We start from the raw sequence: 24,219 nt of genomic DNA, 5'->3' as shown, positions 1-24,219 counted from the left end.
CGTTGCATGTCTCGGGTATGCCGTGCCGGTCCGTTCCAGCTGGTTCCGCACCAGCGCCCGGTCCGCCGGTGCGCGGATGCGTGACTGCGCTACGGCCTGGCCTCGGTCATCCCGAGCGGCGATCGCCGAGCTGCGTCACAGCAGCGCGCAGCAGAGCCGACGCCCCGTGGGTCAGCGGCTCCCCGTGCCCGAAGCAGGCGATCTCGACATCCAGGTCGGCCTGCCGCTTCATGGACTCGGTCGCCTGCTCCGGATCGACGTTGAACACCCCGAGGATCACCGTCCCGTCGGGCAGTCGCGCGATCGTGTCGCCGGTGAAGAGGACCCTTGACCGGGGCAGGTGGAAGGAGACGCTGCCCGCGGTGTGCCCCGGCACCGCCACCGCGACGGCCGGCTCCCCACCGAGATCGATGACGTCACTGTCGTGAAGCCGGTGGTCAACCACCACCGGGGCGGCGGGTTGCGGGGGCTTCCCGCCGTGGACCTCGTCCCAGAGGCGCTGTTCCCAGTCGGTCAGCAGCGGCGGCCGGCCTTGCTCATGACCCTCGAGCACCGGGGTGTCCGCCTGATGTGCGTACACCGTCACGTCCGCCCACGTCGTGATTTCCGCCGCCGAGCCGGCGTGGTCGACGTGATGATGCGTCAGTAGCAGGCGCCGCACGTCGGCCGGTCGATGACCGAGGCTCTCGATCCCCGCCGCGATGGCGGGTGCCGATCCCGGAACACCGGAATCGATCAGCGTCAGCCAGTCCGCACCACGCCACAGGTACGCGTGGCCCACGGGAAAGCGGAACATGTAGAGATTCGGTAGCAGTTGCATGACGTCCATAACCGGCGACGATATATTTGAGGACCCTTGCCGACAAATGCGAGTATGCCTTCTCAGCTCGCAGCGAACGGAAGCATCAATCGGCGATGAGATCGGCCGCCGAGGGCCGCGGAGAGCAGCCGGGTCCGCCGTCGACCAGCCGCACGGGCGTTCGCGCCACCGATAGCCGAACCCACCGGGCGGAACTGCGTGGAACAGGATGGAACGCGGCAAGGACAGGGCTCGCGTCGACCATTGCGATCGGGACGATGCGTCGGGCCTCGTTGTGGAGGGGTATCCGACGGCAATCCGTGGGCTACGGTCGGTCCCGCGATACGCGAAATTTCCCAGCTCCCGGTCTTCCCATTCGCGGAATGGCATGTACCATCTGGTACATGAATTACGGAGAGACGATCATCACCACGGCGAAGACCGCGGCCGCCTGGGCGGCGGTGGCGGACGTGACGGGCTGGCCCGAATGGACGGCCTCCATGTCGGAGGTGGCGCCGCTCGACCGGCCGACACTGGGCGTGGGCAGCCGGTTCCGCATCCGCCAACCCGGCTTCCCCACGACCGTGTGGCGGGTCTACGACCTGCAACCGGGTGTGTCGTTCGCCTGGGAGGCGCACGCGCCGGGGGTGCACACCTTCGCCTATCACCGGGTGGAGGCCCAGCCCGACGGGACGACCCGGATCAGCATCGGCATCGAGCAGAGCGGGGCCCTCGCCTGGCTGGTCGCGCTGTTGACCGCGGCGCGGACGCGACGGTACCTGCGGATGGAGGCGGCCGCACTGAAGGCGGCCGCGGAGTCAGGGACCATCCCGTCGCCGGCCCCGGCCGACGAGGCCGCCGGGGACATCATGGACGAAGGGGTGCGCCGCACCGGTGGCTGGTGATGCCCGGGAGGCGCTGCTCGACCGCTGCGTCAGTCTCCTGAAGGAGGGCGGGTTCAGCCAGCTCAGCCTCCGCGACATCGCTTCCGGCGCGGGCACGAGCCATCGCATGCTGCTCTATCACTTCGGCAGCCGGGAGGGCCTGCTCACCGAGGTCGTCCGGCGGGTCGAGGCGGAGCAACGCGCCGCGCTTGCGGCCCTCGCCGCAGAGCTTGACGACCCGGTCGAGGTGAGCCGCCGTTTTTGGCGGCGCCTGGCCGACCCGGCCCTGGCGCCGGCGGAGCGGCTGTTCTTCGAGATCTATGCGCACGCGCTGTTCGAGAAGTCCTGGACCGACTCATTCCGCGCCTCGGTCATCGCCGCCTGGGCGGGCCCCGTCGAGGAGTTGTTCACCCACTTCGGCTGGGCCGGCCCGGAGGCCAGGCGGCGGGCCCGGTTGAGTCTCGCCGCGACACGTGGCCTGTTGTTGGATCTGCTGATCACCGGCGACCGAGACGTCCTGGACGCCGCCGCCGAGCTGTTCGCCGAGCTCATCACGGCACGGCCGCCGACCGGGGCGTGAGCCCGCAGGTTCCGGTGAGCGTCCGCTCACGCCCGTGCCGGTTACGGCGCCGCGAAGCGCAGCACTCCGACCGGTGACTCATCCCCATCTCGTTGCCCGGTGGATGACCTGCCGAATCGTGTCCTCATCGGCTCGAACGAGACGGGCGACAACCAGCACTGTGTTCCCGCCGCCGAGCGAGCACGGCCATCACCCGCCGGTGAAGCGGTTCCCCGGCGGATGATTCACCGCAGGTGCTGACCTTTCTGATCGCTCGGCGGCCGCCCGCGTACAGGTCCTGCCACCGCCACAGCCTGACCGCCGCGACGTCGCCCGGCCCACGAGGGCTGACGGCATGTCATCCCGCACCCTGAACGTTCGTGGTCACGGCACCAGCCCCGCGCCGCGAACGCGTCCGCGTCCACAGCGAGATGGGCGTCCGCCGGGGCGGACGCCCACCCACCGCAGCTGCCTGACCACCCTGGCGATCGTGGGCAGCACATGGAGCCGCACGGCGCAGGCGGCCGTGGTCAGCCCTCCCACTCCTCGAATTGTCCCCAGCCCCAGTCGACGCCGTATTGCATCTGACTGACCAGGTAGGCACCCCTCGTCAGGTTGAAGATCCGCTGACCACACTCGTGGGGCACGATCCGCCACTCATACACAGGCGTGGCCGACCACACCAGATTGATGCCCCACTCGCGCACGCCGTACTTCAGGTAACCTCCCCCCGGCATGTAGATCGCAGCATTCGTCTCCGGGCTGACCCAGCCGTCATCAGGCAGGCCTTCGCCGAGCACGGTTACCCGCGATTGTGGCCACTCGGTCGGGATGATGTTGATTCCCTTGGGCTGGCTGCCGTACTTGAAGGCGTTGTCGCCGGGCCCCTCGCTTATTCTCATGGGCCCGTAGCCCCCACTCCAGGTGGGAAGGCCGTGCCAGTACTTGCCATCTTCCGCTTCGCAATAACCGGGGCCGTAACTGCCGGCCGCCTTCGCAGGCACGGCGGGCAGTGCGGCAGTCACGGCAACCACCGCTACGGCACCCAACCGCTTCAGCGCCATCATCACGCTTTGCTCCTATAGTTCCGTCAACACCCGACGAGGTGCCGGTGGACAAACACGCCGTTCCTAGTACCGGACGGGCCCGGGACCCCACCGCAGCATCGGCCCCTCGCCGGTGTCCGGACCCATCGCCAGATACGCATCGATAGTCGCATCAGGCGTGCCGATGTTGTGAACCAGTTGATCGCCGGACGATCCGGCCGGCTCGATCAGCCACTCGTACACGGGGGTGCTTGACCAGACCAGCCCGATGCCCCACTCCCGGGCGCCGTGCTTCAGATATCCGCCGCCGGGAAAGTACAGGGCGACCCTGGTCGTCGGCGTGATCGGCGCATCACGGGGAAGCCCCTCACCGTACACATAGATCTGCGACCTCGGCCAGTCGGTCCAACCGATGTTGATCCCGTATCTACGGGTCTCATAGTGCAGAGAGTCGTCGTTCTTGTATGCCTGTCGGGCAAGGTTTCTCATCGGCCCGTAGCCTTGGCTCCAGGTAGGGAGGCCGCGCCAGTGGTAGTCCAGGTCCGAGGCCGTCCAGGCTGGCCCGACCGCTGACGCTTCGGCTGCCGTCGCTGCCGGCTGCATCACCGCGAGCAGGGCCACTGCCACAGCCGCGGCCAAGCCCAATCGCATCCTTCTCATGAGGTCCTTTCAAGGTTTCGTCCCCTTGCTCCGAGGACGTTCCAGGCCGTTCCGTGACGCGCCCGGTGGTTCTCCTCGGCACCGCTGCGCCACGGACGGCCGACCGGGCTCGAGAATCACCGCTGTCGACCCAGCACGCGAGGTCGTCCTGCCGATCAGACGGACACCCGGCCGGGAGGTTTCCTCACACGCTGCCGAGCGCCTCGGTGGGAGGCATGCGGGCTGCCCGGACCGCTGGATAGATGCCGGCGACCGCACCGATGGTGATCGTCGAGCCGATGCCCGCGACGATCGCCCACGCGGGTGTGACGGGAGGCCACTGCTGGAGGGAAGCGTAGGTGATGGTGATGGTGGCTCCGAGCATGGCACCGGCGATGCCGCCGAGGGTGGACAGCAGCAGAGACTCCGTCAGGAACTGGAGGCGGATCTGGCCGCGGGTGGCACCCAGCGCGCGACGTAGGCCGATCTCGGTTCGTCGTTCGAGCACAGAGATGATCATGATGTTCGCGATGCCGACGCCGCCGACGAGCAGTGCCACCGCGCCGAGGCCGAGCAGGAGCCCGTTGAAGGCTCGTTCGGTGGCAAGTTTCGCGGTGAGGGCATCGGACGGTCGGGAAACGACGACCTCGTACGGTGCGGCCGGGTTGGCGGTCACGGCGAGCACATCGCGGACCGCGGTGACCTGATGCTCGGCAGCGCGCAGGTAGATGATGCTCGGGTCGGTGTCGGCCGCGAGATAGTCGGCGGCTGCGCGGGCACCGATGAGGGCGGCGCTGTCGAGTTCGGGCACCAGCGGCACTGGTCGCAGGATGCCGATGACGGCGAAACGCTCGTCAGCGATCTGGACCAGGACGTCCGGCCCGGCAGTGGTGATGCCCAGCCGTCGGGCGGCTTCGGCGCCGAGGACGACTGCGGGGTGCTCAGCAGCGGCGGGGTTGAGCCAGGCGCCGTGGGCGATCGCCGCCCCCGTCGTGGTGGGCAGGTCGAGGTCGCTGGCGTAGACGATGACGCCACTGGTGCGTTCGGCGGGGATGTGGTCGTTGCGATAGACGTGGATGTCGTCGGGAAGCCTGCTCAGCGAGGCGGCGGCGCGGACCGGCCCCACCCGCTCGATCATCGCGACGGCCGCGTCGGGCAGCCGGCTGGTGTCTCCGTCGGCATTCTTGCCGCCCTGGACCACCAGCAGATTGGTGCCGAGGGCGTCGAGAGTGCGCTCCAGGTCGGCCCGACCCGAGGCGGAGATCCCGACGACGCACAGCATCGCGGCGATCCCGATCGCGACGCCCAGTGCGGACAACACCGCGCGCAGCGGCCGCGTACGCAGCCCGGTCGCCCCGACCCGCAGCACGTCACCAACGGTCAGCCGGCTGACCGACAACGCTGAGCTGTCCGGGTGACCGCGTTCACGGGTGTCGGAACCTGTCACGGGGTCACCGCCTCCTCTTGCGTTCCGCATGGCAGCCGATTCGACGTGCCGGCGTGAACGCGTCCGTCGCGGACCCTGATCTGTCTGGGGAGGCCGGCGGCGAGTTCCACGTCATGCGTGATGATCACGACGGTGGTCCCGGCGGTGTTCAGTTCCCGCAGCAGAACGGCGATCCCTTCGCCCGCCGCAGTGTCCAGATTGCCGGTGGGTTCGTCGGCCAGCAGCAGGGCGGGAGCACCGACGACAGCTCGGGCGATGGCAACGCGTTGGCGTTCGCCGCCGGACATCTCGTGCGGACGGTGCCACAGCCGGTGGCCGAGTCCCACCCGGTCCAGGGCTTCGCCGGCCAGCCGGCGCCGTCGCGTCCTGGACACCCCGGCGTACAGCAACCCGTCGGCCACGTTGTCCAGCGCGCTGACCCCGGCGGCCAGATGGAACTGCTGGAACACGAATCCGATCGTTCTCGCCCGGAGCGCGGACAACTGCCGGTCGGACAGCGTTGTCACGTCGTGGCCGGCGATCCGCACCACGCCGGACGTGGGCCGGTCCAACGTCCCGACCAGGTTGAGCAGTGTGGATTTGCCAGATCCGGACGGGCCGACAATCGCGGCCAGCTCTCCGGTCCGGATGTCCAGGTCCGCGTCGACCAGAGCGTTGACCCCACCCGGGTACGTCTTCGACACCCTGGACAGTTCCACCACCGGGCCCTGGCTGAGGGCCGTGGTCATTGCGCCATCCCCACGGTCATGCCCTCACGGACCTCAGGTCCGCTGACTTCGACCCTGCCGTCGGCGTACAATCCTGTCTCTACCGGGATGATCCGGGACGCACCGCCCTCGATCACCTCCAGTCCGTGCCCGCCCTCGGTCAGGGCCAGCAACGCACCGACCGGGACCACCAGCACGCCCTTCCGTTGCTCGGCCACGAAGCGAACGGTCGCGGGGCCGTCGTCGGAACCGCCGAAAGCCTTGGGATCGGCCAACGCCACCACGACCTCGACGACCGGCCCCTGGTCGCCGCCGCGATCCTGATCTTCGGCCGGGGTCCGCACCGACCGCACCACTCCCGGCGCCTGCGCCCCGTTGCCCAAGGCGACGGTCACCTTCGTCTTCGGCTTCGCCAACGCCTGGTGGTGCGCGGGTAGCTTCGCCGTCACGAGGCGCTCGGTGCCGGTGAACGACAGCACCGGCCCACTGGCAACCTGGCCGGCAACGAGCTTGTGCGCGGCGACCCGGACCGAAGCGGGAGAGTAGAGCACCCGGCCGAGTTCGACCACGCCGGTGGGCTCAACACCGAGGTCCTTCTGCCACCGACGTACGGCTCCGGCCGTCTGCGCCGTGAACTGGTCATCGACGATGAACCCGGTGTAGCCCAGAGCCTGCAGGTTCTGCTCGAACTGCCTCACGTCCGCACCCCGGGTGGCCGGCACGGCGGGCGGAGTGGCGCCCGCGCCGCTCGGCGGAGTGGCGCCGGTACCGCTCGGCGGGGCGGCGCCGGTACCGGTCGGCGGGGTGCCGCCATCGCCGCCGTTCTGCTGCGAGCCGGACCGGCCGACGGTCAACTCCCGGTACGCCGGGAGCTTGCCGTACAACAACACCACCGGCTTGTCATCGACCCAGAACAGTGCCTCCCCCAGCTTCACCGTCGCGCCGACGCCAGCGAGCCTGGTCACCGTCCCGGACAACCTGCTCTCCGTCAGCAGTTCCGGGCCGTACGCCAACTCACCTCGAGCCGTGACCACATCGACCAGGGTGTCCCTGACGACGGTTGTCGTGCTCGGAACGGCCGCCGGCCGGACCGACTCGGCCCGCGAGTTCTGCCGGACCAGCACACTTCCCGTTGCCGTCCCGGCGAGAACGATGATGGCGATCACCGCCCACCGGCTCCGCCGCGACGCACGTGTCCGAGTTCTCCCGTCCGCCGGCTCGGCCACACGGACGCTGGCCGCTGGCCCCGGTACGGCAGAAGTGGCATCGTTCGCCGCCTCGCCACCGCCGCGGGCAACAATCGCATCGCGTCGAGCACCGTCATCCTGCTGCCGGTCGTGAGTCACCCCAATGCTCACTTTCCCGCCTTGACGGCAGGGTCATCGAGCGTCCCGCGACACGCCTCTTCGGCAGCGCGGTACTCAGGGGCGTCCTGATCGGAGCGGTCGGGGTTGTCGTTCACCATTCCGCGGGCGTCCAGCACCGGTTCGGGCATGTCGATCCCCTGACGACGCATGCATTCCCGGAACGGGCGTTCCCGGGTGAGTTCGGCGGCATCGAATTTCACCGGCCAGGCCTCAGGAAGGAAACTCTTGCACGCTGCGAACGCCTCGGGCGATATCTTGATCCAGCCACGCGTCCCATCCGTGGACAAGATGGCCGTCGCGCCCTTGGTGCTGCCGACGGGCAACGGCTTTCCTTCGACCGGGTCAGGCAGCCTCACACCGTTCTCGTTCATGCACCGCGTATAGCTGAGCGCCTTGTCGTAAGCGCTGGCCTTGCCCGGTGCAGAGGATGCGCCCTTCGTGGCCCCGGCAGCGGTCTCCGTGGGCTGTCGGGGCGTGGCGGTGGCGCTCTGGGCCGGCTTCTGAGCAGTTGCCACGCGGGCATCCCCGGTGTCTGCCGAGCCGCCGCACCCGCTCAGGCTGATTGCCGAGACGGCAGCTACGAACAGCCCGAATACCGGAAAGGGTCGAGTGGTCGTCATTTTCTGTTCTCCTTTTCGGGCAGCTCTCATCCCCGGCAATCACGCAGCCGGTTCGAGTTGGCCTACCAGATCTTTTCGACGCCCGCCGCCTGCGACGTGCAGGCACTGACTCAGGGCAGGGCACCGGCCCGGTCGACAACAGCAACACGCAGAATCGCCTGACGTACGGGAGTGTCAGCGACGACAAATGCGTTGCGACCCGGTACCGGCCGCCAACCGGAGCCAACGATTCTTTGATTCATGCCCAGGTATTCATACGTGTGCGAATCGAAGATCAGCTCAGTTTCTCCCCCTGGTCCGTCGAAGACCAACGCGACACCCGAGCGACCGGACACGTCCATCACACCGGCCTTCAGCCGGACGCCGGGAATCCGGCCGATGGCATCGAACACGGCTGCCTGGACCTGCGGTGACAGCCTGCCCAGACGAAGGACTTCGGCGGCATTCGCCAGAGCGGGAACGTCAGCCCCCGCGAGGGTCAGCAGATCGTCTGTGGAACCCTTCGCGCGATACAGGTAGTCGTACATCGCGTCACCGTCGGTGGGCAATCCGGCGTCATGGCCGGCGACGAGGCTGCAGCCGGCGATGGAGGCGTCCTGCCGAACTTTGCCGCTGGGGATCTTTCGGCAGGGCGCCACCGGTGTTTCCTGCCAGTTGCCGCCGCTCGTGCGACGCTGGATCAGGCCGCCACGGCTTCCGTCGGCCGAGCGCCACTGCCTGACCACCACGGGCTCGCCGACCTCGAACACGAGCCGCGACTCGCGCAACCGGAACTTCTGGACCACCTCGATCCATTCGGTGAACACATACTGATCGGCTCGTGGCTTCTGCGCAGCCCTGGTCGTCGCCTGCGCAGCCGCCAGTTGCAACACCTGCGAGGGCGTCCGCGCGGCGACCTGCGAGACGTCGGGCTTGCGGCTGCCCGGCTCGACCCCGGGTAGCGTCAGCGCCGTGATCGCCGCTGCCGCAGCCACCGCCGTTGCGGCCGCGGCCAGTACGCGCCAGCGCAGCGACCGCACACCCGCCCACAGGCGGCGGGAGTGGGACACCTCGGCGTGGCGCAACCCGGTGAGGACGCGGTGGCGGAGATCCACGGGGGGCTGTTCGACCGAGGGCTTCAGCCCTTCACCCAACCCGCGCAGCATATCCAGGTCGGCGTTCATCTCAACTCCCCGCAACGACAGACGGATCGGTACCGCCGAGCGCCTCGCGTACCCTGCGGCGCGCCCGGTTGAGCCGGGACCGGACCGTGCCCAACGGAATGCCCACCGCAGCGGCGACCTCCTCGTAGGTGAAGTCGCACCATGCGATGAGCAGCAGCACGTCACGGTCACCGGCCGACAGCCGCCCCAATGCCCGGGCCAGCGACGCGTGTGACGCCGCCGCCGCCACCCGCGTGGCGACGTCATCCGCCAGATCACCCACCGCGACCTCGACGGCCGAACGCTCCAACGCGCGGTAACGCGTGCGCTCCGTGCGGTGATGGCGGGCCAACTTGCGTGTCAGGATCCCGAACAGCCACGGCCGGATCTCCGCGCGGCCCGGGTCGTACGAGTCACGCTGCTGAAACGCCGCCAGGAACGTATCCGCAACCACGTCTTCCGCCACGTGTTCTCCCACCCGCTGACAGGCATAGCGATACAGAGCGCCGGCGTATCGGTCGTAGAGGCGCGCGAAGTCCCCGACGTCGTCGTCCGACGTCTTCGGCACACCGCCCTCAGCGCCGATCGCCGCAATCACCATGTCCGCCCAGCCATCTCATCCGCCTACCCGCCGCCCTCAGATCTGTATTTCCACACCACCCCAACCGAGTTCACGCCGGATCGAGCAGCTCCCCATGCGGGGGCGTCCGCACCACCGGCGACAGTCGTCGGGACGCCTTGAGGCAGCCTGGCCAGCCTCCTCACCGCGCACGACAGCCGGTGAGCAGATCATCCACCCTGCTCACCGGTCCCTCACCAGCCGTTGGTGTCGCGGTGGTCGCTGTTTCGAGGGCTACAGTTTCCGGCCGCGTGCGTCCAAGGCGACAATGCCGTCCAGTGGTACGCCCGGCCTCAGCTGCGCCGGCTGGAACCAGAAGATCTTCACCTTCGGATCCCGGCTCCACGTGGCCAGTCGAGCGTCGACGTGCCGGCTCTCGGCGGTACCGACGATCCGCTCCGCCGGGCCGACGAAGTACCCGAAGGTGGGCACCGGAGGACCCGTCGGGATGGGCCCGGACTGGTCATAGCCGATCTGGTGAAAGCCCGGCCTGCGGTCACTGCCCTCGACGTCGTTGACGACGTAGTCCGAGGTCAGTTTCCCGTCGGCGGCGCGCCGGCCGGCGACCAGCCCGATCGTCACGCGGGACTGCCCGGGCACGTCGATCGGGACCAGGTAGAAGACCCGCTCCTCACTGCCGTACCGGATCCCGCTGGCCACCACGTCGCCGACCGGTCGCGGCTCCTGGGTGCTCTCGCTCCGGGTAGGAGTCGCCGTGGGCCCGGTCGCCGTCGCGGTGGCGGCCGGAGGGGTCGTGGGCTTCGGCTCGGGCGGGCGGGCCGCCTGCACGCCGATCGCCACGCTGACAACGACCGCTACCGACAGCGCCGCCGCCCCTGACCCGGCGAGCCGGCGGCGCCGGCGCAGCCGGCGGCCGTCACGCATGATCGTGTCCAGGTCGAGGACACGTCGGTGAACACGTTCCGTCGCCCTCATCGCCTGGCGGAGCTGCTGTGCCTCGTTCATGTGCAGGTCTCCTGTGGCTCCGGCACACGGTTGCGGGTGCGCAGTTTCGCCAAGGCGCGGGCGCTGGTGCTCTTGACCGTCCCGACGGACACGTCGAGCTCGCGGGCCACCTGCGCCTCCGGAAGATCGAAGTAGTAGCGCAGTACGACGATGGCGCGCTCGCGAGGGCTGAGCGTGCCGAGGACGGCGAGCAACCAGCGACGGGTGACAACCTCGTCGGCGACGTCGCCCCGGTGCTGCTCCGGAAGATCCTCGCTCGGGTATTCGCGAATCGGCCGTCGCCAGGTGTCGATGAGGTGGTTGACCAGCACCGAGCGCGCATACCCATAGGCGTCGCTGCCACGGATCCGGGACCACGACGCGTATGTGCGGACCAGGGCCGTCTGCGCCGCGTCCTCGGCCTGGTGGTGGTTGCCGGTCATCAGGAAGGCGGCATGCACCAGCCGCCCGGACGCCGCCGAGGCGAACTCGACGAACTCCGCGTCACCCCGGGCCATGCCGGCCTCTTTCACATCTCACGCCGGACAGGACGGTTGGGGCGGCGGAGAGGTTGAGTCCGTACGACACCAACTTTGCGGCGGGATCACCCGTCCTCCTCGCTACGCAGCACCGACTGGCGCTGGGTGACGAGGAGAGACACATGGCAGGTAAGACTACGAGCTCGGTTCGTCTCGGCGCGTTGTCGGGGCTGGTGCTGACAACAACGCTGCTGTCGGGGTGTGTGGCACCGGCGTCCGGTAGGTCGACGATCCCGGCGGATCCGGCCGACAGCGCAGATGCTCCGGCGCGCGTGACGTCGCCGCCCGAGCCGTCCCGGACGTCTACCCCCGTGACCTATCCCGCGGACGGCGGAAACCGGTGGCAAGGCGCTGCCGCGGAGGTGGGAACCCCGCGTGGTGCGGGGAGGCTGCTGCGCTACCGGGTGGCGGTGGAGCGCGACATCCAGGGCCTGCCCGTGGTCGAGTTCGCGGCGGAGGTCACCGGCACGTTGAACCACCCCCAGGGATGGACCGCGGACGGGAGGCTACGACTGCACCGGGTTGGCTGGGACCAACCGAGCGACTTCACCATCTACCTGGCCACGCCCGGCACTCGCGACGTGTTGTGCCGGGACGCGCCGGACGGCTACACCTCCTGCCGGAACGACAACCGGGTCGTACTGAATGTCGCCCGCTGGGTGAAGGGGGTTCCCGCCTACGGGGCAAGCCTCGCCACGTACCGCCGGTACATGGTCAACCACGAAGTGGGGCACCGCCTTGGTCACGGCCACGAGCTGTGCCCAGGGCGGGGGCGGCCTGCCCCCGTGATGCAGCAGCAGACGCTGGGCTTGCACGGCTGCACCGCCAACGCCTCGCCGTACCTGGACGGTGAGCGCCACACGGGACCGTCGGGTGCCTATGACGACCCTGTCCCGTCCCGCGATCGAGGCCAGATGGGCTGAAGCCCCTCGCGTACCCCTCGCTTGTAAGTTCTGGGCGCTCCCTGCGGCCTCGGGTGGCGGTCCACTCCGGGTCCATTACCGGTCGCCTCATCAAGCTGGCGGCGCAGTTCTGCGGCCTCCTCGGCGCGACCGAGACCGTCGAGGACGTCAGCAAGATTCCAGCGCGCCGTGATCAGGGGCCCGACGAACGCAGCCGGCAGACGTTCGCTGAGACCCTCGTAGATGTTGATCGCCTCGGTGGTCGCTTCCAGGGCTTCGTCGCAACGGCCCAACTCCGACAGCATCGCACCGAGGCGTCGAACCTCTACAACGAGCTGCACCGCTACGACGAAGAGATGACGCGCCGGGCCAACGAGGCCTACGAGCGCGACAACCCGGACGCAACCACCAGGCACCGCGAACACGGCTGGTAGCTGTCGAACGACGACTAGCTTGATCTTCAACCCCCTGAGGTCCCGCGGGGACCCCGATCGATCACGGAAACAGCCCCTGGTCGACGATCTTCTTGTCTAGGGAAGGGCATCAAAAACCAAGGGCTGTTCTGGTGACGAGTGTGCATGACCGTGGTCCAGCGTGTGTCTGACCGCTCGGGCTGACGGGTTGTTCGACCGGGCCGACGCGGTGTTGTGCGCCGACGGTCCGGTTCGGTCGCTGGCGGAGTTGTCGCTGTCGGGTGAGCACCGTCGGGATCACGGGGCGTTGTATCACGCCCTCGCCTGCGGGCGACTGGACATCGATCGGCTGCGCACCGCTCTCGCGGCGGTGCCGTTGCCCCGGGCAGCCGACGGCCGTCTCGTTTTGGCGGTCGACATCACCTGCTGGCTGCGGCCGGACGCGCACACCTCACCGCAGCGGATCCTGTGCCACACCTACGGACGCGGCAAGGATCAGACCATCATGATCCCGGGCCTGCCGTACTCGATGGTCATGGCCCTGGAGTCGGGCCGCAGTTCGTGGACCGCGCCGTTGGACGCGGTGCGGCTGGCACCTGGTGATGACGCGGCCACGGTCACCGCTGGGCAGTTGCGGGACATCGTGGGGCGTCTGATCGCGGTCGGGCAGTGGCAGGCTGGGACGCGGAGACCCTGGTCATGGCTGACGCCGGCTACGACGCGCCCCGACTGGCGTTCCTCCTGCGTGACCTGCCCGTGCAGTCCTCGCGCGGATGCGATCGGATCGTGTGCTGCGTCGGGCAGTGCCGCCTCGGCAACCGGGAAGGTCGGCCGCCCGCCTCGTCACGGCGGCGAGTTCGTCTTCGGTGATCCCGCGACCTGGGGTGAGCCGGACGCGGCCCCGTTGCCGACACCCGTCTCGTCCAGCCTGCGTCGGACCGTCCTGCACGTCGTTCGTCAGACACTGTGGCCGCTTGCCCGAGCCGTCCTGGCTGACGCCGACGCCCGGTCAGCGACCGTTGGGCTCATGTTGCTCCCGATCCGCTCCCACGGCCCGGTTGTCAAGCCGACATGCTCAGGTATGCCGCGCCTTATCAGCGGCAGATCCGTACGTCAGCGCCAGGACCCCGGTCGATATGGCAAGATCCGGCCATGAATAGCTTCGCTCAACCACTCGACGGCATGAATGCACTGGTTGTCGGAGGTGGGGGCGAAGGAATCGGGCGCGCGATCTCGCGTGCGTTCGCCGGGGCTGGCGCAGCTGTCGCCGTCGCTGACCTCGATCCGGGCCGGGCACGAGATGCCGTCGAGGAGTTGACCGGATCGGGCGCCCATGCTGTTCCGCTTGCCGGTGACGTACGGTCCCGGTCGGCGGTGGACGCATTTGTTGCCTCCACCGTCGCCGAGTTCGGCCGGCTCGACACGCTCGTGACCGTCGTGGGCGGGCAGGTCGCGTTCGTGCCGGCGGTACGGCTGCACGAGATGAGCGACGACGACTGGGATCTGGCGTATGAGATGAACCTCGGCTATGTGGCGCGCGCGGCCCGCGCGGCGATCCGTGCCTTCCTGGCCCAGGGACAGGGCGGATCCATAGTGAGCATCGGTTCAGTCACCGGCGTCATGGCCGCGCCCATGCAGGCCGGCTACGGCGCGGCCAAAGCCGGCCTCGCGAGCCTCGCCAAGACCGTCGCTGCGGAGTACGCCGGCGACGGGATCCGCATGAACGTCGTGGCGTGCGGCGCCATCGCTACGGAGGTGGCAAATGCTGCGCGGCCCGCCGACGAGGTGCCCGAGATTCCGATGCGCCGGCTCGGTGTCCCCAACGACGCCGCGGCGGCGGCTGTCTATCTGGCCTCGCCGCTTTCGTCCTACGTGACCGGGCAGAGCCTTGTCGTCGATGGGGGTGTCACGGTGCGAGGCCCGTTCTCCGCCTAACTCGGTCTCTCGCCTGAAGCCGACAGCAGCCTGAACGCGGTCATAGCGCCGAGCTGCCGGTATCCGGCATCCGCACATCGGCATGAGCGGACGCCGTCCGACCGGCAATCGGGGAACATCAAGGCTGACACCTTCGGAGGCCCCGATGAGGTCACCGCCCAGGAGGCCCTGGTCAGAGGGATCCCGGTGGGATTCGAGTCTCAGCTGCCGGAACCCCAACCGACTCCGCCGTGGCGGATCTAGAGCCGCACGTCGATGGAGGACAGCCCCGCTATGTGCACGACGCCGACGTGTCTCGGGAGTTGATCAGCCGGGTCACCGACAGCGTGGTGGACGAGATGGAAGCGTGGCGGCAGCGGCCCCTGGACCGGATCTATCCGGTGGTGTTCATCGACGCCCTCGTCATGAAGATCCGGCAGGGGCAGGTCGCGAACCGGCCCGTCTACGTCGCGGTCGGCATCAGCCTCGACGGGGAATGTGACGTCGACGCCTGGTCAAGCAGGTCAAGTAGCACTCGCGAGGCTGTCGCTGCGGCCACGCTCTGCCACGCAGCCCCGACGCTGGGCCCAGGGCTTCGTGGGATGGCGATCAGATGCCTTCCTCGGTCACCTCGATGCCGTACGCCTAGGCCCACTGGACGATCTCGGACTGCCGGATGGAGTTCCAATATCCCCGGCGGATCCGACCGTCCCGCGTCAGCTGGCCCATCTCTGGCACGCCGAACGCCTGGCCCAGCTCGTCGAGCAGCAATGCCGCAGCTTCGATGAGAGCTGGGCCGGGCTGCGCCAAGTCGTCGACGGCGGCAGCGGCTTCGGCCGGGTCGGCCCCGACGACGAACCGGGACTCCGCTGCGTAGTTGCTCGTCCCGTCAGCCAGGAGTCGCCGTCGTCCGACACGCGTCCGGTTGATCCCGACGCCCTCGTTGGTGATAGTCGGCCTGCGCCTGATCTCCATCTCCCAGGCCTTGAACGCGTCCTGGACGATCATGTCGCCGGGCAGGTCGGGCACCAACGACACAATCACCCAGGCGTAGTTGTCGTCGATGGCGATCCTGCTGATCGCCTCCCGCTCGACCTCGACGATTCGCTGGCCCTGCCGCTGCGCGCTGGCGAACCGGTTGCGATAGGCGGTGGCGACCCCGGGCTCGGACAGGTAGCGAGTCGTGGCGCCGTTGCGTACGGGAAAGCGTAGGCCGTCGTTGATCAACACGGCGTGCGGTGCGTCGACAACAATCCGTGGATTGAGCATCCATGGGAACGTCCTTAGAGGTCCTAACTTAATGATGGTGGGCGTAACCGACCGGACGTGAGGGTCGTTTCCTCTGAACGTGAGGAGGGGTGAGCAGCCGCCGTGGATCGTCTCGGACGAGTTGTGGGCCGAGATCGCACCGCTGCTGCCACCCCGCCCACCACGGCGCAGCCGGTATCCAGGGCGTAAGCCCTTCGATGACCGCAAGGTGCTGTGCGGGATCTTGTTCGTGCTCTACACCGCGATCCCCTGGGAGTACCTGCCTCAGGAGCTCGGGTTCGGCTCCGGAATGACCTGCTGGCGCCGGTTGCGGGACTGGAACAACGCCGGCGTGTGGCAACGGCTGCATGAGGTGCTGCTGGCCCGGCTGCGCGGCGCAGGGCAGTTGGACATGTCCAGGGCGGTGATCGACGGCTCCCACATCCGGGCGCTCAAGGGCGGCCCAAAACCGGCCCGAGCCCGGTCGACCGCCGCAAGCCTGGCTCGAAACACCACGTCATCACCGACGCCAGCGGCATCCCCCTCGCCGTCACGCTGACCGGCGGCAACAGGCACGACTCCACCCAGACCACCGCCCTACTCGACGCCATCCCGCCCATCGGCGGCCGGCCAGGACCACCGAGGCGGCGCCCCGACCGGCTGTACGCCGATCGGGGCTACGACTACGACAGCCACCGCCAACAGATCCGCGCCCGCGGCGTCACCCCCGTCATCGCCCGACGCGGCACACCCCACGGCTCCGGCCTCGGCACCCACCGATGGGTCGTCGAACGCACCATCGCCTGGCTGCACTGGTTCCGCCGCCTACGCATCCGCTGGGAAATCCGCGACGACATCCACGAAGCCTTCCTCAGCCTCGCCTGCGCCCTCATCTGCTGGCGCCAACTCCAACGTTAGGAGTTCTTAGGAGTACGGCTCGAAGTTGGTTGGCAGAACCTCACGGAGGTAGTCCAGCGAGCTGACCCTTCCGGTGCCACCCAGAGCATCCAGCAGTAGGTCCGACATGCCGCCTGGATAGCGTTCTCCGGCGCGGCCGCGAATGTCGGCCACCACGCACGTCCACGTGTCCGCGGGCTTGTTGGTCAATTCCCAGCAAAGCTCGAGCTCGCCGTTGACCGTTCCCCAAGCGAACAGTTCGCCCGGCTTGTTGCCGAACCCGTAGTAACCCTCGATACCGTTGGCCGGATCGGTTCGCCATAGAAGTACGTCGACGTAGTAAGCCGCATCCTCGCGGTATTCCCTCTCGCCTGGGTGGAACACCTGCACGAAGTCGAAAGCGCCCGGAGGGAACCGCTCCACGTACTGCCGAAAGTCCGTCGGGAACTGGTGACCGAAGGCAGCCCGCAACGACGACCAGTCCGGGTCGTACGGGGACCTGCCGCTCCAGCCAACCAACGCCGCCAGCCTGTCAACCGCAGTACTCGCATCTGTCACGCTCACATCCTTCCAGGCCGGCCGGTGGCTACCGCAGCAGCGCAAGATCGGCTCATCCGCCTCCCGTATGCCGCCGACCCGCCCTTCCTGGGAGCGGGGCGCTGCCCGGCCCACCACGTCACCGGACCTCGATACCGTCCCCGGCCTCGCCCGTGGGTTCGCCGCGCAGGTCCGCCACCAGGGCACCGGGCAGCACCTCGACGCCTGGATCAACCGCGCCCGCCACGCCGGACACCCCGAATCCGCGGCTTCGCCGCCGGCCTGGCCAGCGACCGCAACGCCGTCCTCGCCTGCCTCACCCAGCCCTGGAGCTCAGGCCCGGTCGAGGCCACGTCAACCGCATCGAAACGATCAAGCGACAGGCGGAGCGGTTATCGATGCAGTCCCTGGAATGCCGCTTATGCGGTCGGGGCGTTGAGGACGCAGTCGACCGCCATGTAGAGGGTTTCGGTTTCGGACTTCAGGATGGAGTCCTCGGCGGGTAGGGCTCGTTCGATGGACAAGCCTTGAAGGACGGTGAGCAGGAACCTCACCCGGCGTGCGTGGTCTTCCCTGGGGAGTGCGCCTTCGTCAGTGAGCACCGTCAGCCAGTACTCGACGCGGTGCCGCCCTTGCCGCTCCAGGGCGAGATATGCCGCGCGTATCTCCTCGGTCGGTTCGGGGGCGATGAACCTCTGGTATGCCTTGCTCCACGCCTCACGTGCCTGCCTACCGACGCCGGCGGGAGCGAGTATCTGCCGGAGACAGTTGACCAGTCGATCCCGCGCGGGTAGCGATCGGTCATGGATCGAGTCATCGGGAAACAGGTGTTCGTAGATTCTGGCGAGCACAGCGTCCTGCAACGCGCGCTGAGTCGGAAAGTGGAACCTGAGCGAGCCTGTGCTCACCCCGGCCCGCGCCGCGACCGCACGCACGCTCAACCGCGCAGCCAGGTCCTCGGTGAGCATCGCCGCCGCAGCCGCGAGGATTCGTTCCCGCGAGCCGGCACTCCTGTCGTCCGATGCCATCCGCCACCTCCTAGTACATCGTACTAGCACACCGTGCTAGCGTTGCCACTAGTACGGCGTGTTAGTGGGACGCGGCGGTCGACGGTGAGCGAGGCAACGTGATCGAGGACTGGCGGCAACGGCGGGCGGCCACGCGCATCAAGAGCGGAGACGGCCGGGCGTTGAAACGCCTCCGCTGGTGGCAGCTACCCTTCCGCGCGCTGTTCCACCTCCCGCTGCCCAACGAGAACGGCCGGCAGGCGGTGTACGCCGTCGACATCCCACGCCGGACCAACCCGGACGGCGGCAAGGCGAGAGCGCACCTGTATCTCGACGGCAGACATCACGCCGAGTCCAAGCTCCCGGCGGCCTTCCCCGTGGAGGGCGGCACCATCGAGGTGGCGAACAGCGCATTCGGGCTCAAACGCTGCCACTACGTCACCACCGCGGGCGCCGAGTACCGGCTCATTCCCGATCCGAAGTCCGCCGAAGGACGCCGCGCCCGCGTCGAACGCGAGCATCCGACGCTGAGCCGCTCGATCAGCCTCCTCTCGGTGCTGATGCTCGTCATCGGCGTGGGCCTGAACCTGCTGCAACTCGCCGGACCGGTTTCGCAGATCCCCCCGATCGCCGAGCACGTCGGGATCTTCGAATCGCCCGTCCGCTTACCGATCTGGCTCAACTTCGCCCTCGCCGTCGGGGCCGTAATGGGGAGCACCGAGAGGGCACTCCGCCTGCGTTACAGCCTGCTCGACCACGCAGGGAAGTAACCCATCCACAGGAGGGCACCATGACCACGGCAACCAGGCCGAACTCACTACTCACCCCGGGCGAGCCCCGCAACGGGCCGTCAGTTCCCAGCGGGGTCGAATACCACCGGGTACTCGCCGGCGACAAACGCCGGATCGGCCGCGGCATTCTTGCGATCAGTCTCCTGCTGGCCGGGTTCGTCATCTTCCCGACGGTCCTCGGCAGGGCGGCTGCGGCCATCGACGTGCAGCAGGGCAACACCCCGCCGATCCTGGGCGGCACCGACTACACGCCGCTCTACCACGCCAGCACCATGCTCTCCCTCGGCCTGCTCATTCCGTGGAGCATGCTCATCCAGCGATGGCTCTACGGCGTACCCGGCGCGTCCCTGCACTCCGTGACGTCACGGTTCCGCTTCGACCTGCTCGGCAGATCGCTCCTCGTCTTCGGTCCCGCCTGGCTGGTGGTCGTCGCCCTCGGATCTCTCGCGCCCGTCGACGAGGCCCCCTGGTCGCAGACTGACCTCGTCGCCATCTTCATCGCCACGATGCTCCTCACCCCGCTCCAGTCGGCGGGCGAGGAATACGGCGTACGTGGGCTGATCTTCCGCGTGATCGGAAGCTGGACCCGCAGCCGACGGGCGGGGCTGGTCGCCGGGGTGCTGGTTTCGAGCGTGCTGTTCACGGCCGCACACGGCGCAACGGATCCCTACATCATCGTCTGGTACTTCGTGCTCTGGACCGGACTGGCCATCATCACCTGGCGCACCGGCGGGCTGGAGATCGCGGTCATGCTCCACGCCGTCCTCAACACGTTCACGTTCGTCCTGGCCACAACCCTGCGAGTGGACCTCGGTAGCGCACTGCAGGACCGCTCAGCCGGAGTCGGCACGCCGTACCAGCTCGTCCCCGCCTTCGCTGTCATCGTCATCACCGCAATCATCTGGTGGCGCACCCGGAAGACAGGCCCGGCACTCACCGGGGGCCGCAGTACGACGCCGCGCCACACGCGGTCGTGACGGGCAGCGGCGGCCCTTGAACCAGGGCCGCCGTGGCCGCCGGCCGAGACCGAGTTCGGCAGGCCGCAGCCACCCGAACGCTCTCGGACAAGACGCGTAGCTCGATCCCGACGACTTCGCCCAGTACGGCATCACCGGCCGAGCAATAGACGATCCCCTCAGCCGATTGGCCGAATGGTGCCGTGAACTGCTCGACGAGGGGAACCCCGAGGATGACTCGGCTGCCGGCTCGCGGCAGGGTTGAGCCTGCACACTCAGGTCTCACTACGTTCCAGCCAATCTTCGGCAAGCGATCGCCTGCAAGGCCGCGAAGCGATCGGCACGCAAAGGGCTGCGGGGTTGTCGGCTCGGATGCGCGCGCCCGGCCATAGACGGCCAGACACACCGGCCTCAGCCCGACGAACATGATCGTGACCACATCCAAGGATCGTGGATTGGGCGTGTGCAACCAAGGCCGCTCGATGGGTCGAAGTCGCGCTGCTCGTCCAGTCGTTGATCAGCAGCGGCCATACTGCAGAACAGGCGGAGGAGTGGCTAGCGAAGTCACGCACATAGGCAACTGCTGACCGCAAGGGGCTCACCGACTTCGGATCAGGGAACGCTGCACAGTGGTCAGCCAAGGCCCGGCGAAGCACCAAGAGCTGGATCCACGACCTCGCCATGTGGACCGGGGCCCACCGGACCGCAGTCATCGGTGGGCCGCGGAGCCAAGCCCGGGCCTCTCATCACGCAGGTGCCGGTTGCGGTACGTCCGGCTCCCTCTTCCGACGGCGGGGCGGTGTGAGCCAGTGAGCCAGTAGTGGCCGCCGGCTCGCCTACCGCGTCGGCCATCGGAGCCGAACGTTGTGCTCCCAATCTGCTCCCCCAATTTAAGGGGTCACACAGCAAAGTCCCGTTACCGGCGGTTCCGGTAACGGGACTTTGAACTGCACATACTCACGGTGGGCGATACTGGGATCGAACCAGTGACCTCTTCGGTGTGAACTCTCGGCGAGCAGGTTGGATCGGGCTCGATGCGAGGTCAAACGGCCTGCTGATGCGCTTCTCGGCCTGGTTCGGCTGGCACGGTTGCTGTACTTCGCTGCTGTACTGCTGGCATCAGACGAGGCGCTGGATGCGGACCTTCGGGCGCTCGTTCCTGAGGTGGCCTTGCTTGTGCTGGCGGACCTGCTCGTCCCAGACGTCCTGGTCGTAGTCAGGGTCCGGTGGGATCCACTTGTGGGAGCCGTCGCTGTAGTGGAACTTCTCGTCGCCGGGTCGCAGGATGCTCATCGGGTCCAGCCGAGGAAGCGGTGGTGCAGGTGGCCGGCGGGGACGTGGGCCAGGTCCTGGGTAGCGTCGACGAGTTGGGCGGCCAGGTAGAGGGCAAGTGACACGGGGGCGCGGTCGCACTCGGCTCGCAGCTCCCGCCGCCGGCTCTGGCAGGGCCACTCCCCCGCACAACCGCCGCACGTCCACGCCGGCCTGATCGGGAGGTGCGCCGTCATCGCCGGCCGGCCTGGCTGGGCCAGTGGCCGCGGGTGATCGGGATAAGGTGACGGCTTCGACAGGGAAGGTCATCTCCGCAGCGGCAAACACGCCGCCACTCCTGCCATGACCAGACAGGCCGATGCCGCCGGGCGAAAGTCAGCGCCGCCGCCAAGACGTACTCGTCGTAGGAGACGCGCCGCCGGCTGTTGTCCAGGCGCTGGTGGTAGCCGTTATCTCGCGCGGTATCTGCGCTCGGAACGGTTGCATCGTTCGGTCTGGTCATCCCGCCTCCCCGCCGACGCTTGGATCCCGTGGGCACCCGGTCAGCCGTGCCCGGAGACAGGGCACCCACGGCAGGACGACCCGGCCGCCAAGCTGGGTAGCCCCACGAGCAACTTAAGACGCAATGTGCGCAGGGTCAACAGCTACGACACATAGCGTTGTAAGTAGAGCCCGCCATGTGGTGTGCTTGCACCAGCCGCCAAGCTGGGAGCACCACCATGTCTGAAGCTGCGTACCTACAGGTCGCCCGGGATATTCGCGAGCAGGTCAGCTCCGGCCAGTTGAAGCCGGGCGACAAGCTGCCCTCGTTCGCCGCTCTCTGCGAGCACTACAAGGTCAGCAACACGGTGATCCGCGCCGCCATGCTCGTGCTCAAAGCCGAGGGCTTGATCGACGGCCGGCAGGGCAAGGGCGTCTACGTCGCCGACCCGCTTCCCGGGTAACCATCGTCCGGGTCAGGCCGGCCACGACGGGCGAGCCACCCGCACGCCGCCGATCCGCGTCGGTCGGTGCTGGGTACCACGGAGTCAACGGCGGCCGCTTCTCATCCACCAACGTTTTGCACTTGTCCCGGTGTAGGACCGAACCGCATCCGTGAATGCTGCCACCGAAGCCTCATACGTGGCCGTCATCTCTTGGTTCTTTTCGTGCTTGAATCGCTCTGCGGCTTGAAGTGCCGCCAGAGCGGGCTGCTCTAGCGTCGGTGCTAGTAGTCCCAGCGCTGCCGCAGCGTGCCGTCCTGCTTCCCGCCCTTGACGGCGCTCGCGGAAAGCATCTTGCCTCCGTTCCTCTAGATCCAGACGCCCCGGGCCACCCGAATGTGATGCCCGTTCACTCTGAATCTCTATGATTGCGTACTCCAGGTCTTGGGCTGCGGCCCATAGCTTGCGTGATGCCGCAATCACATTGACCGCCAACGTCCTGACCTCGTCGCCTTGCTTCGCCTGCAATTGATGCCTAAGTAGCGCCCAGGACGTGCCTGCCGCCACCAAACCCGCTACTGCAGCGGTCGCGAGGGCAGCCCACCAAGGGGCAGATTGAACAGATTGTGACGTTCCGGACCCAAGCCAAGTCACATCAAGCACCATCAGGAGTTTACGTGAGCGAATCCGGCTCCCAGATCGACCCGTCCGTCGCCTACCGGGTCAGCCGCCCCAGATGGCGGCTGACCTGCCGTTTCCTCGGGTGTTGTGGAGGTTGCGGGTCATCGTTGAACCGCGCTTGCCGGCCTGGTGGCGCCCCGCCGGCCTAGGGGCGTGTTTCAGAAGTGGGTGCGGAGCCAGGTGTTGATCGCGGCGATGGTGATGGTGGCTTCGTATCGGACGGCGAGTTTGTCGTAGCGGGTGGCCAGGGCGCGGTGTTGTTTGAGCTGGTTGATGCCGCACTCGACCGCGTGGCGCTGCTTGTAGATCTCCGGGTCGAAGGCCGGTGGTCGGCCGCCGCGTGAGCCTCGCGCGGCGCGGTTGCGGGCCTGGTCAGCCTTGATCGGGATGGTGGCTTTGATGCCTCGCTCGCGCAGCCAGGCCCGGCTTGCCGCGCTGCTGTAGGCCTTGTCGCCCAGGACCCGATCCGGTCGGGTCCTGGGCCGGCCACCCCCGAGACGAGGGACCCAGATGCGGTCCAGGACCGGGACGAAGCCACGGTTGTCGCCGCGTTGCCCCACGGTCAGCAGCATCGCCAGCGGCCGGCTGCCCTGCTCACAGGCCAGGTGCAGCTTCGTGCTCAACCCGCCGTGCGAACGGCCGATCGCGTGATCGTCCGGCTCGACCTGCACCCCACCGGGCGCCTCGACCTGAGCGTGACCGTCGCGGCGGGCCCCGGCGGCGTGCTGATGCGCCCGCATCACCGTGGAATCCACCGACACGTCCCACCCGATCCGCCCGGCAGCATCCTGACGGGCCAACACCGCGGTGAACACCGCCTGCCACACACCGGCGCGCTGCCACCGGCGGAACAACCCGTACACCGTCTGCCACGGCCCATACGCGGCCGGAACATCACGCCACGGCGAACCGACCCGCATCCGCCACCGGATCCCGTCGATCAACTGCCGCCTACTCCACTTCGGCGCACGCCCCAACCGACACCGGCTGGGCAACAACGGCTCCAACACCGCCTACTGCCCATCGGTCCAGGTCGTGTCGCCTCGTCACCGCTAAGGTGGCCACGAGGTCTCCGGTAATGGGTTCTTCTTGGTCGTTGAACCACCTACCGGAGACCTCGCCCCTTATCGATCACCGACACGCCGACGTCGGATCAGACCATCCCCACTTCTGAAACACGCCCAGAGACGGCCCTGGGTTGCAGCGGGAGAGGTCCTTCCGGCTCGCTCGCAGGACGGATGGAGGAGTTTGGTGCCGGATGCCAACCGGCCGAAACGAGGGCGGCCCGAATGCTGCAACACCTCAAACATCCCCTCACGTCCCAGGGCCATCCGCTCGGACGAACCCGGCTGGTGCCTGACACGG

At 68.1% G+C, this 24,219-nt stretch carries 25 protein-coding genes and 2 pseudogenes; 11 read left to right on the top strand and 16 right to left on the bottom strand.

The window, feature by feature from the left end; translation table 11 throughout:
• Positions 1-106: 106 nt before the first annotated feature.
• The gene (locus OG767_RS10190) at positions 107-829 is read right to left on the bottom strand and encodes an MBL fold metallo-hydrolase (protein ID WP_405093155.1); all 723 of its coding nucleotides are present in this window, start codon (positions 827-829) and stop codon (positions 107-109) included.
• 374 nt (positions 830-1,203) lie between these two features.
• Here OG767_RS10190 and OG767_RS10185 point away from each other — a divergent pair, with 374 nt between their 5' ends.
• Complete coding sequence (locus tag OG767_RS10185; protein WP_405093154.1) at positions 1,204-1,704, top strand: SRPBCC family protein; 501 nt, start codon at positions 1,204-1,206, stop codon at positions 1,702-1,704.
• On the top strand, positions 1,694-2,263 hold the full coding sequence (locus tag OG767_RS10180; protein ID WP_405093153.1) for a TetR/AcrR family transcriptional regulator: 570 nt from the start codon (positions 1,694-1,696) through the stop codon (positions 2,261-2,263). Before OG767_RS10185 ends, OG767_RS10180 begins: the two co-directional genes overlap by 11 nt.
• A gap of 509 nt (positions 2,264-2,772) precedes the next feature.
• Here the strand turns inward: OG767_RS10180 and OG767_RS10175 are convergent.
• The 10 genes from OG767_RS10175 to OG767_RS10130 form a co-directional block, all read right to left on the bottom strand.
• Positions 2,773-3,312: a hypothetical protein gene (locus tag OG767_RS10175; RefSeq protein ID WP_405093152.1), complete on the bottom strand. Its 540-nt coding sequence runs from the start codon at positions 3,310-3,312 to the stop codon at positions 2,773-2,775.
• A 60-nt stretch (positions 3,313-3,372) separates the two neighbouring features.
• Positions 3,373-3,909, bottom strand: a complete 537-nt coding sequence (locus tag OG767_RS10170) for a hypothetical protein (RefSeq protein ID WP_405093151.1) — start codon at positions 3,907-3,909, stop codon at positions 3,373-3,375.
• Positions 3,910-4,132: 223 nt separating this feature from the next.
• Positions 4,133-5,374 (bottom strand): ABC transporter permease, encoded by a 1,242-nt coding sequence (locus OG767_RS10165; RefSeq protein WP_405093150.1) that lies wholly within the window; start codon positions 5,372-5,374, stop codon positions 4,133-4,135.
• On the bottom strand, positions 5,371-6,075 hold the full coding sequence (locus tag OG767_RS10160; RefSeq protein WP_405094183.1) for an ABC transporter ATP-binding protein: 705 nt from the start codon (positions 6,073-6,075) through the stop codon (positions 5,371-5,373). The genes OG767_RS10165 and OG767_RS10160 overlap by 4 nt, the downstream gene beginning before the upstream one ends.
• Positions 6,076-6,098: 23 nt before the next feature.
• Positions 6,099-7,247, bottom strand: coding sequence for a peptidoglycan-binding protein (locus tag OG767_RS10155; protein WP_405093149.1), 1,149 nt, complete (start codon positions 7,245-7,247; stop codon positions 6,099-6,101).
• A gap of 188 nt (positions 7,248-7,435) precedes the next feature.
• Positions 7,436-8,068, bottom strand: coding sequence for a hypothetical protein (locus OG767_RS10150; RefSeq protein WP_405093148.1), 633 nt, complete (start codon positions 8,066-8,068; stop codon positions 7,436-7,438).
• Positions 8,069-8,178: 110 nt separating this feature from the next.
• Complete coding sequence (locus OG767_RS10145) at positions 8,179-9,231, bottom strand: CU044_5270 family protein (RefSeq protein WP_405093147.1); 1,053 nt, start codon at positions 9,229-9,231, stop codon at positions 8,179-8,181.
• A gap of 1 nt (position 9,232) precedes the next feature.
• Positions 9,233-9,811: an RNA polymerase sigma factor gene (locus tag OG767_RS10140; RefSeq protein WP_405093146.1), complete on the bottom strand. Its 579-nt coding sequence runs from the start codon at positions 9,809-9,811 to the stop codon at positions 9,233-9,235.
• Between the two features lie 252 nt (positions 9,812-10,063).
• The gene (locus tag OG767_RS10135; RefSeq protein WP_405093145.1) at positions 10,064-10,795 is read right to left on the bottom strand and encodes a hypothetical protein; all 732 of its coding nucleotides are present in this window, start codon (positions 10,793-10,795) and stop codon (positions 10,064-10,066) included.
• Entirely contained in the window at positions 10,792-11,292 is a 501-nt protein-coding gene (locus tag OG767_RS10130; RefSeq protein WP_405093144.1) for a SigE family RNA polymerase sigma factor, read from the bottom strand. Before OG767_RS10130 ends, OG767_RS10135 begins: the two co-directional genes overlap by 4 nt.
• A 143-nt stretch (positions 11,293-11,435) precedes the next feature.
• On the opposite strand from OG767_RS10130, the gene OG767_RS10125 reads away from it, so the two are divergent.
• From OG767_RS10125 to OG767_RS10105, 5 genes and pseudogenes are all read left to right on the top strand, one after another.
• Positions 11,436-12,236 (top strand): DUF3152 domain-containing protein, encoded by an 801-nt coding sequence (locus OG767_RS10125; protein WP_405093143.1) that lies wholly within the window; start codon positions 11,436-11,438, stop codon positions 12,234-12,236.
• Positions 12,237-12,289: 53 nt separating this feature from the next.
• Positions 12,290-12,649: a hypothetical protein gene (locus OG767_RS10120; RefSeq protein WP_405093142.1), complete on the top strand. Its 360-nt coding sequence runs from the start codon at positions 12,290-12,292 to the stop codon at positions 12,647-12,649.
• 163 nt (positions 12,650-12,812) lie between these two features.
• Positions 12,813-13,529 (top strand): annotated as a pseudogene (locus OG767_RS10115) (transposase); the annotation flags it as partial.
• Positions 13,530-13,810: 281 nt separating this feature from the next.
• On the top strand, positions 13,811-14,563 hold the full coding sequence (locus OG767_RS10110; protein WP_405094182.1) for an SDR family NAD(P)-dependent oxidoreductase: 753 nt from the start codon (positions 13,811-13,813) through the stop codon (positions 14,561-14,563).
• 230 nt (positions 14,564-14,793) lie between these two features.
• Positions 14,794-15,036 (top strand): annotated as a pseudogene (locus OG767_RS10105) (transposase); the annotation flags it as partial.
• A 151-nt stretch (positions 15,037-15,187) separates the two neighbouring features.
• On the opposite strand, the gene OG767_RS10100 reads toward OG767_RS10105, so the two are convergent.
• On the bottom strand, positions 15,188-15,811 hold the full coding sequence (locus OG767_RS10100) for a hypothetical protein (RefSeq protein ID WP_405093141.1): 624 nt from the start codon (positions 15,809-15,811) through the stop codon (positions 15,188-15,190).
• A 106-nt stretch (positions 15,812-15,917) separates the two neighbouring features.
• Between OG767_RS10100 and OG767_RS10095 the strand changes: the two genes are divergently transcribed.
• Positions 15,918-16,708 (top strand): IS5 family transposase gene (locus OG767_RS10095; RefSeq protein WP_405094181.1). Its coding sequence is split into 2 segments (ribosomal slippage): positions 15,918-16,254 and positions 16,254-16,708, totalling 792 coding nucleotides; the frame shifts between segments, so codons are not numbered across the junction.
• A gap of 6 nt (positions 16,709-16,714) precedes the next feature.
• Here OG767_RS10095 and OG767_RS10090 read toward each other — a convergent pair.
• Positions 16,715-17,245 carry a hypothetical protein gene (locus OG767_RS10090; RefSeq protein WP_405093140.1) on the bottom strand — a complete coding sequence of 177 codons (531 nt, stop codon included), beginning with the start codon at positions 17,243-17,245 and terminating at the stop codon, positions 16,715-16,717.
• Between the two features lie 398 nt (positions 17,246-17,643).
• Positions 17,644-18,252, bottom strand: a complete 609-nt coding sequence (locus OG767_RS10085; protein ID WP_405093139.1) for a TetR/AcrR family transcriptional regulator — start codon at positions 18,250-18,252, stop codon at positions 17,644-17,646.
• Between the two features lie 98 nt (positions 18,253-18,350).
• On the opposite strand from OG767_RS10085, the gene OG767_RS10080 reads away from it, so the two are divergent.
• Together OG767_RS10080 and OG767_RS10075 are read left to right on the top strand one after the other, a co-directional pair.
• Positions 18,351-19,001 carry a hypothetical protein gene (locus OG767_RS10080; RefSeq protein ID WP_405093138.1) on the top strand — a complete coding sequence of 217 codons (651 nt, stop codon included), beginning with the start codon at positions 18,351-18,353 and terminating at the stop codon, positions 18,999-19,001.
• Positions 19,002-19,021: 20 nt separating this feature from the next.
• Complete coding sequence (locus OG767_RS10075) at positions 19,022-19,999, top strand: CPBP family intramembrane glutamic endopeptidase (RefSeq protein ID WP_405093136.1); 978 nt, start codon at positions 19,022-19,024, stop codon at positions 19,997-19,999.
• A 1,098-nt stretch (positions 20,000-21,097) separates the two neighbouring features.
• Here OG767_RS10075 and OG767_RS10070 read toward each other — a convergent pair.
• Positions 21,098-21,271 carry a hypothetical protein gene (locus OG767_RS10070; RefSeq protein WP_405093135.1) on the bottom strand — a complete coding sequence of 58 codons (174 nt, stop codon included), beginning with the start codon at positions 21,269-21,271 and terminating at the stop codon, positions 21,098-21,100.
• A gap of 698 nt (positions 21,272-21,969) precedes the next feature.
• Here OG767_RS10070 and OG767_RS10065 point away from each other — a divergent pair.
• Positions 21,970-22,194, top strand: a complete 225-nt coding sequence (locus OG767_RS10065; RefSeq protein WP_405093134.1) for a winged helix-turn-helix domain-containing protein — start codon at positions 21,970-21,972, stop codon at positions 22,192-22,194.
• Between the two features lie 818 nt (positions 22,195-23,012).
• Here the strand turns inward: OG767_RS10065 and OG767_RS10060 are convergent.
• Positions 23,013-23,919, bottom strand: a protein-coding gene (locus tag OG767_RS10060; protein WP_405093133.1) for an IS5 family transposase whose coding sequence is annotated in 2 segments (ribosomal slippage) — positions 23,013-23,867 and positions 23,869-23,919 — 906 coding nt in all. Because the reading frame shifts where the segments join, the coding sequence is not laid out codon by codon here.
• Positions 23,920-24,219: the final 300 nt, after the last annotated feature.

It is taken from the genome of Micromonospora sp. NBC_01392 (genome assembly GCF_045040125.1).
In the GTDB taxonomy this organism is placed as follows: Bacteria; Actinomycetota; Actinomycetes; order Mycobacteriales; family Micromonosporaceae; genus Micromonospora.
This window is presented reverse-complemented; position numbering and strand designations above follow the sequence as displayed.

Coding starts and splice junctions, on each gene's coding strand:
- OG767_RS10190 (WP_405093155.1), bottom strand. CDS start 829: ATGGACGTCATGCAACTGCTACCGAATCTCTACATGTTCCGCTTTCCC.
- OG767_RS10185 (WP_405093154.1), top strand. CDS start 1,204: ATGAATTACGGAGAGACGATCATCACCACGGCGAAGACCGCGGCCGCC.
- OG767_RS10150 (WP_405093148.1), bottom strand. CDS start 8,068: ATGACGACCACTCGACCCTTTCCGGTATTCGGGCTGTTCGTAGCTGCC.
- OG767_RS10145 (WP_405093147.1), bottom strand. CDS start 9,231: ATGAACGCCGACCTGGATATGCTGCGCGGGTTGGGTGAAGGGCTGAAG.
- OG767_RS10140 (WP_405093146.1), bottom strand. CDS start 9,811: ATGGTGATTGCGGCGATCGGCGCTGAGGGCGGTGTGCCGAAGACGTCG.
- OG767_RS10135 (WP_405093145.1), bottom strand. CDS start 10,795: ATGAACGAGGCACAGCAGCTCCGCCAGGCGATGAGGGCGACGGAACGT.
- OG767_RS10130 (WP_405093144.1), bottom strand. CDS start 11,292: ATGGCCCGGGGTGACGCGGAGTTCGTCGAGTTCGCCTCGGCGGCGTCC.
- OG767_RS10125 (WP_405093143.1), top strand. CDS start 11,436: ATGGCAGGTAAGACTACGAGCTCGGTTCGTCTCGGCGCGTTGTCGGGG.
- OG767_RS10110 (WP_405094182.1), top strand. CDS start 13,811: ATGAATGCACTGGTTGTCGGAGGTGGGGGCGAAGGAATCGGGCGCGCG.
- OG767_RS10100 (WP_405093141.1), bottom strand. CDS start 15,811: ATGCTCAATCCACGGATTGTTGTCGACGCACCGCACGCCGTGTTGATC.
- OG767_RS10085 (WP_405093139.1), bottom strand. CDS start 18,252: ATGGCATCGGACGACAGGAGTGCCGGCTCGCGGGAACGAATCCTCGCG.
- OG767_RS10075 (WP_405093136.1), top strand. CDS start 19,022: ATGACCACGGCAACCAGGCCGAACTCACTACTCACCCCGGGCGAGCCC.
- OG767_RS10070 (WP_405093135.1), bottom strand. CDS start 21,271: ATGAGCATCCTGCGACCCGGCGACGAGAAGTTCCACTACAGCGACGGC.
- OG767_RS10065 (WP_405093134.1), top strand. CDS start 21,970: ATGTCTGAAGCTGCGTACCTACAGGTCGCCCGGGATATTCGCGAGCAG.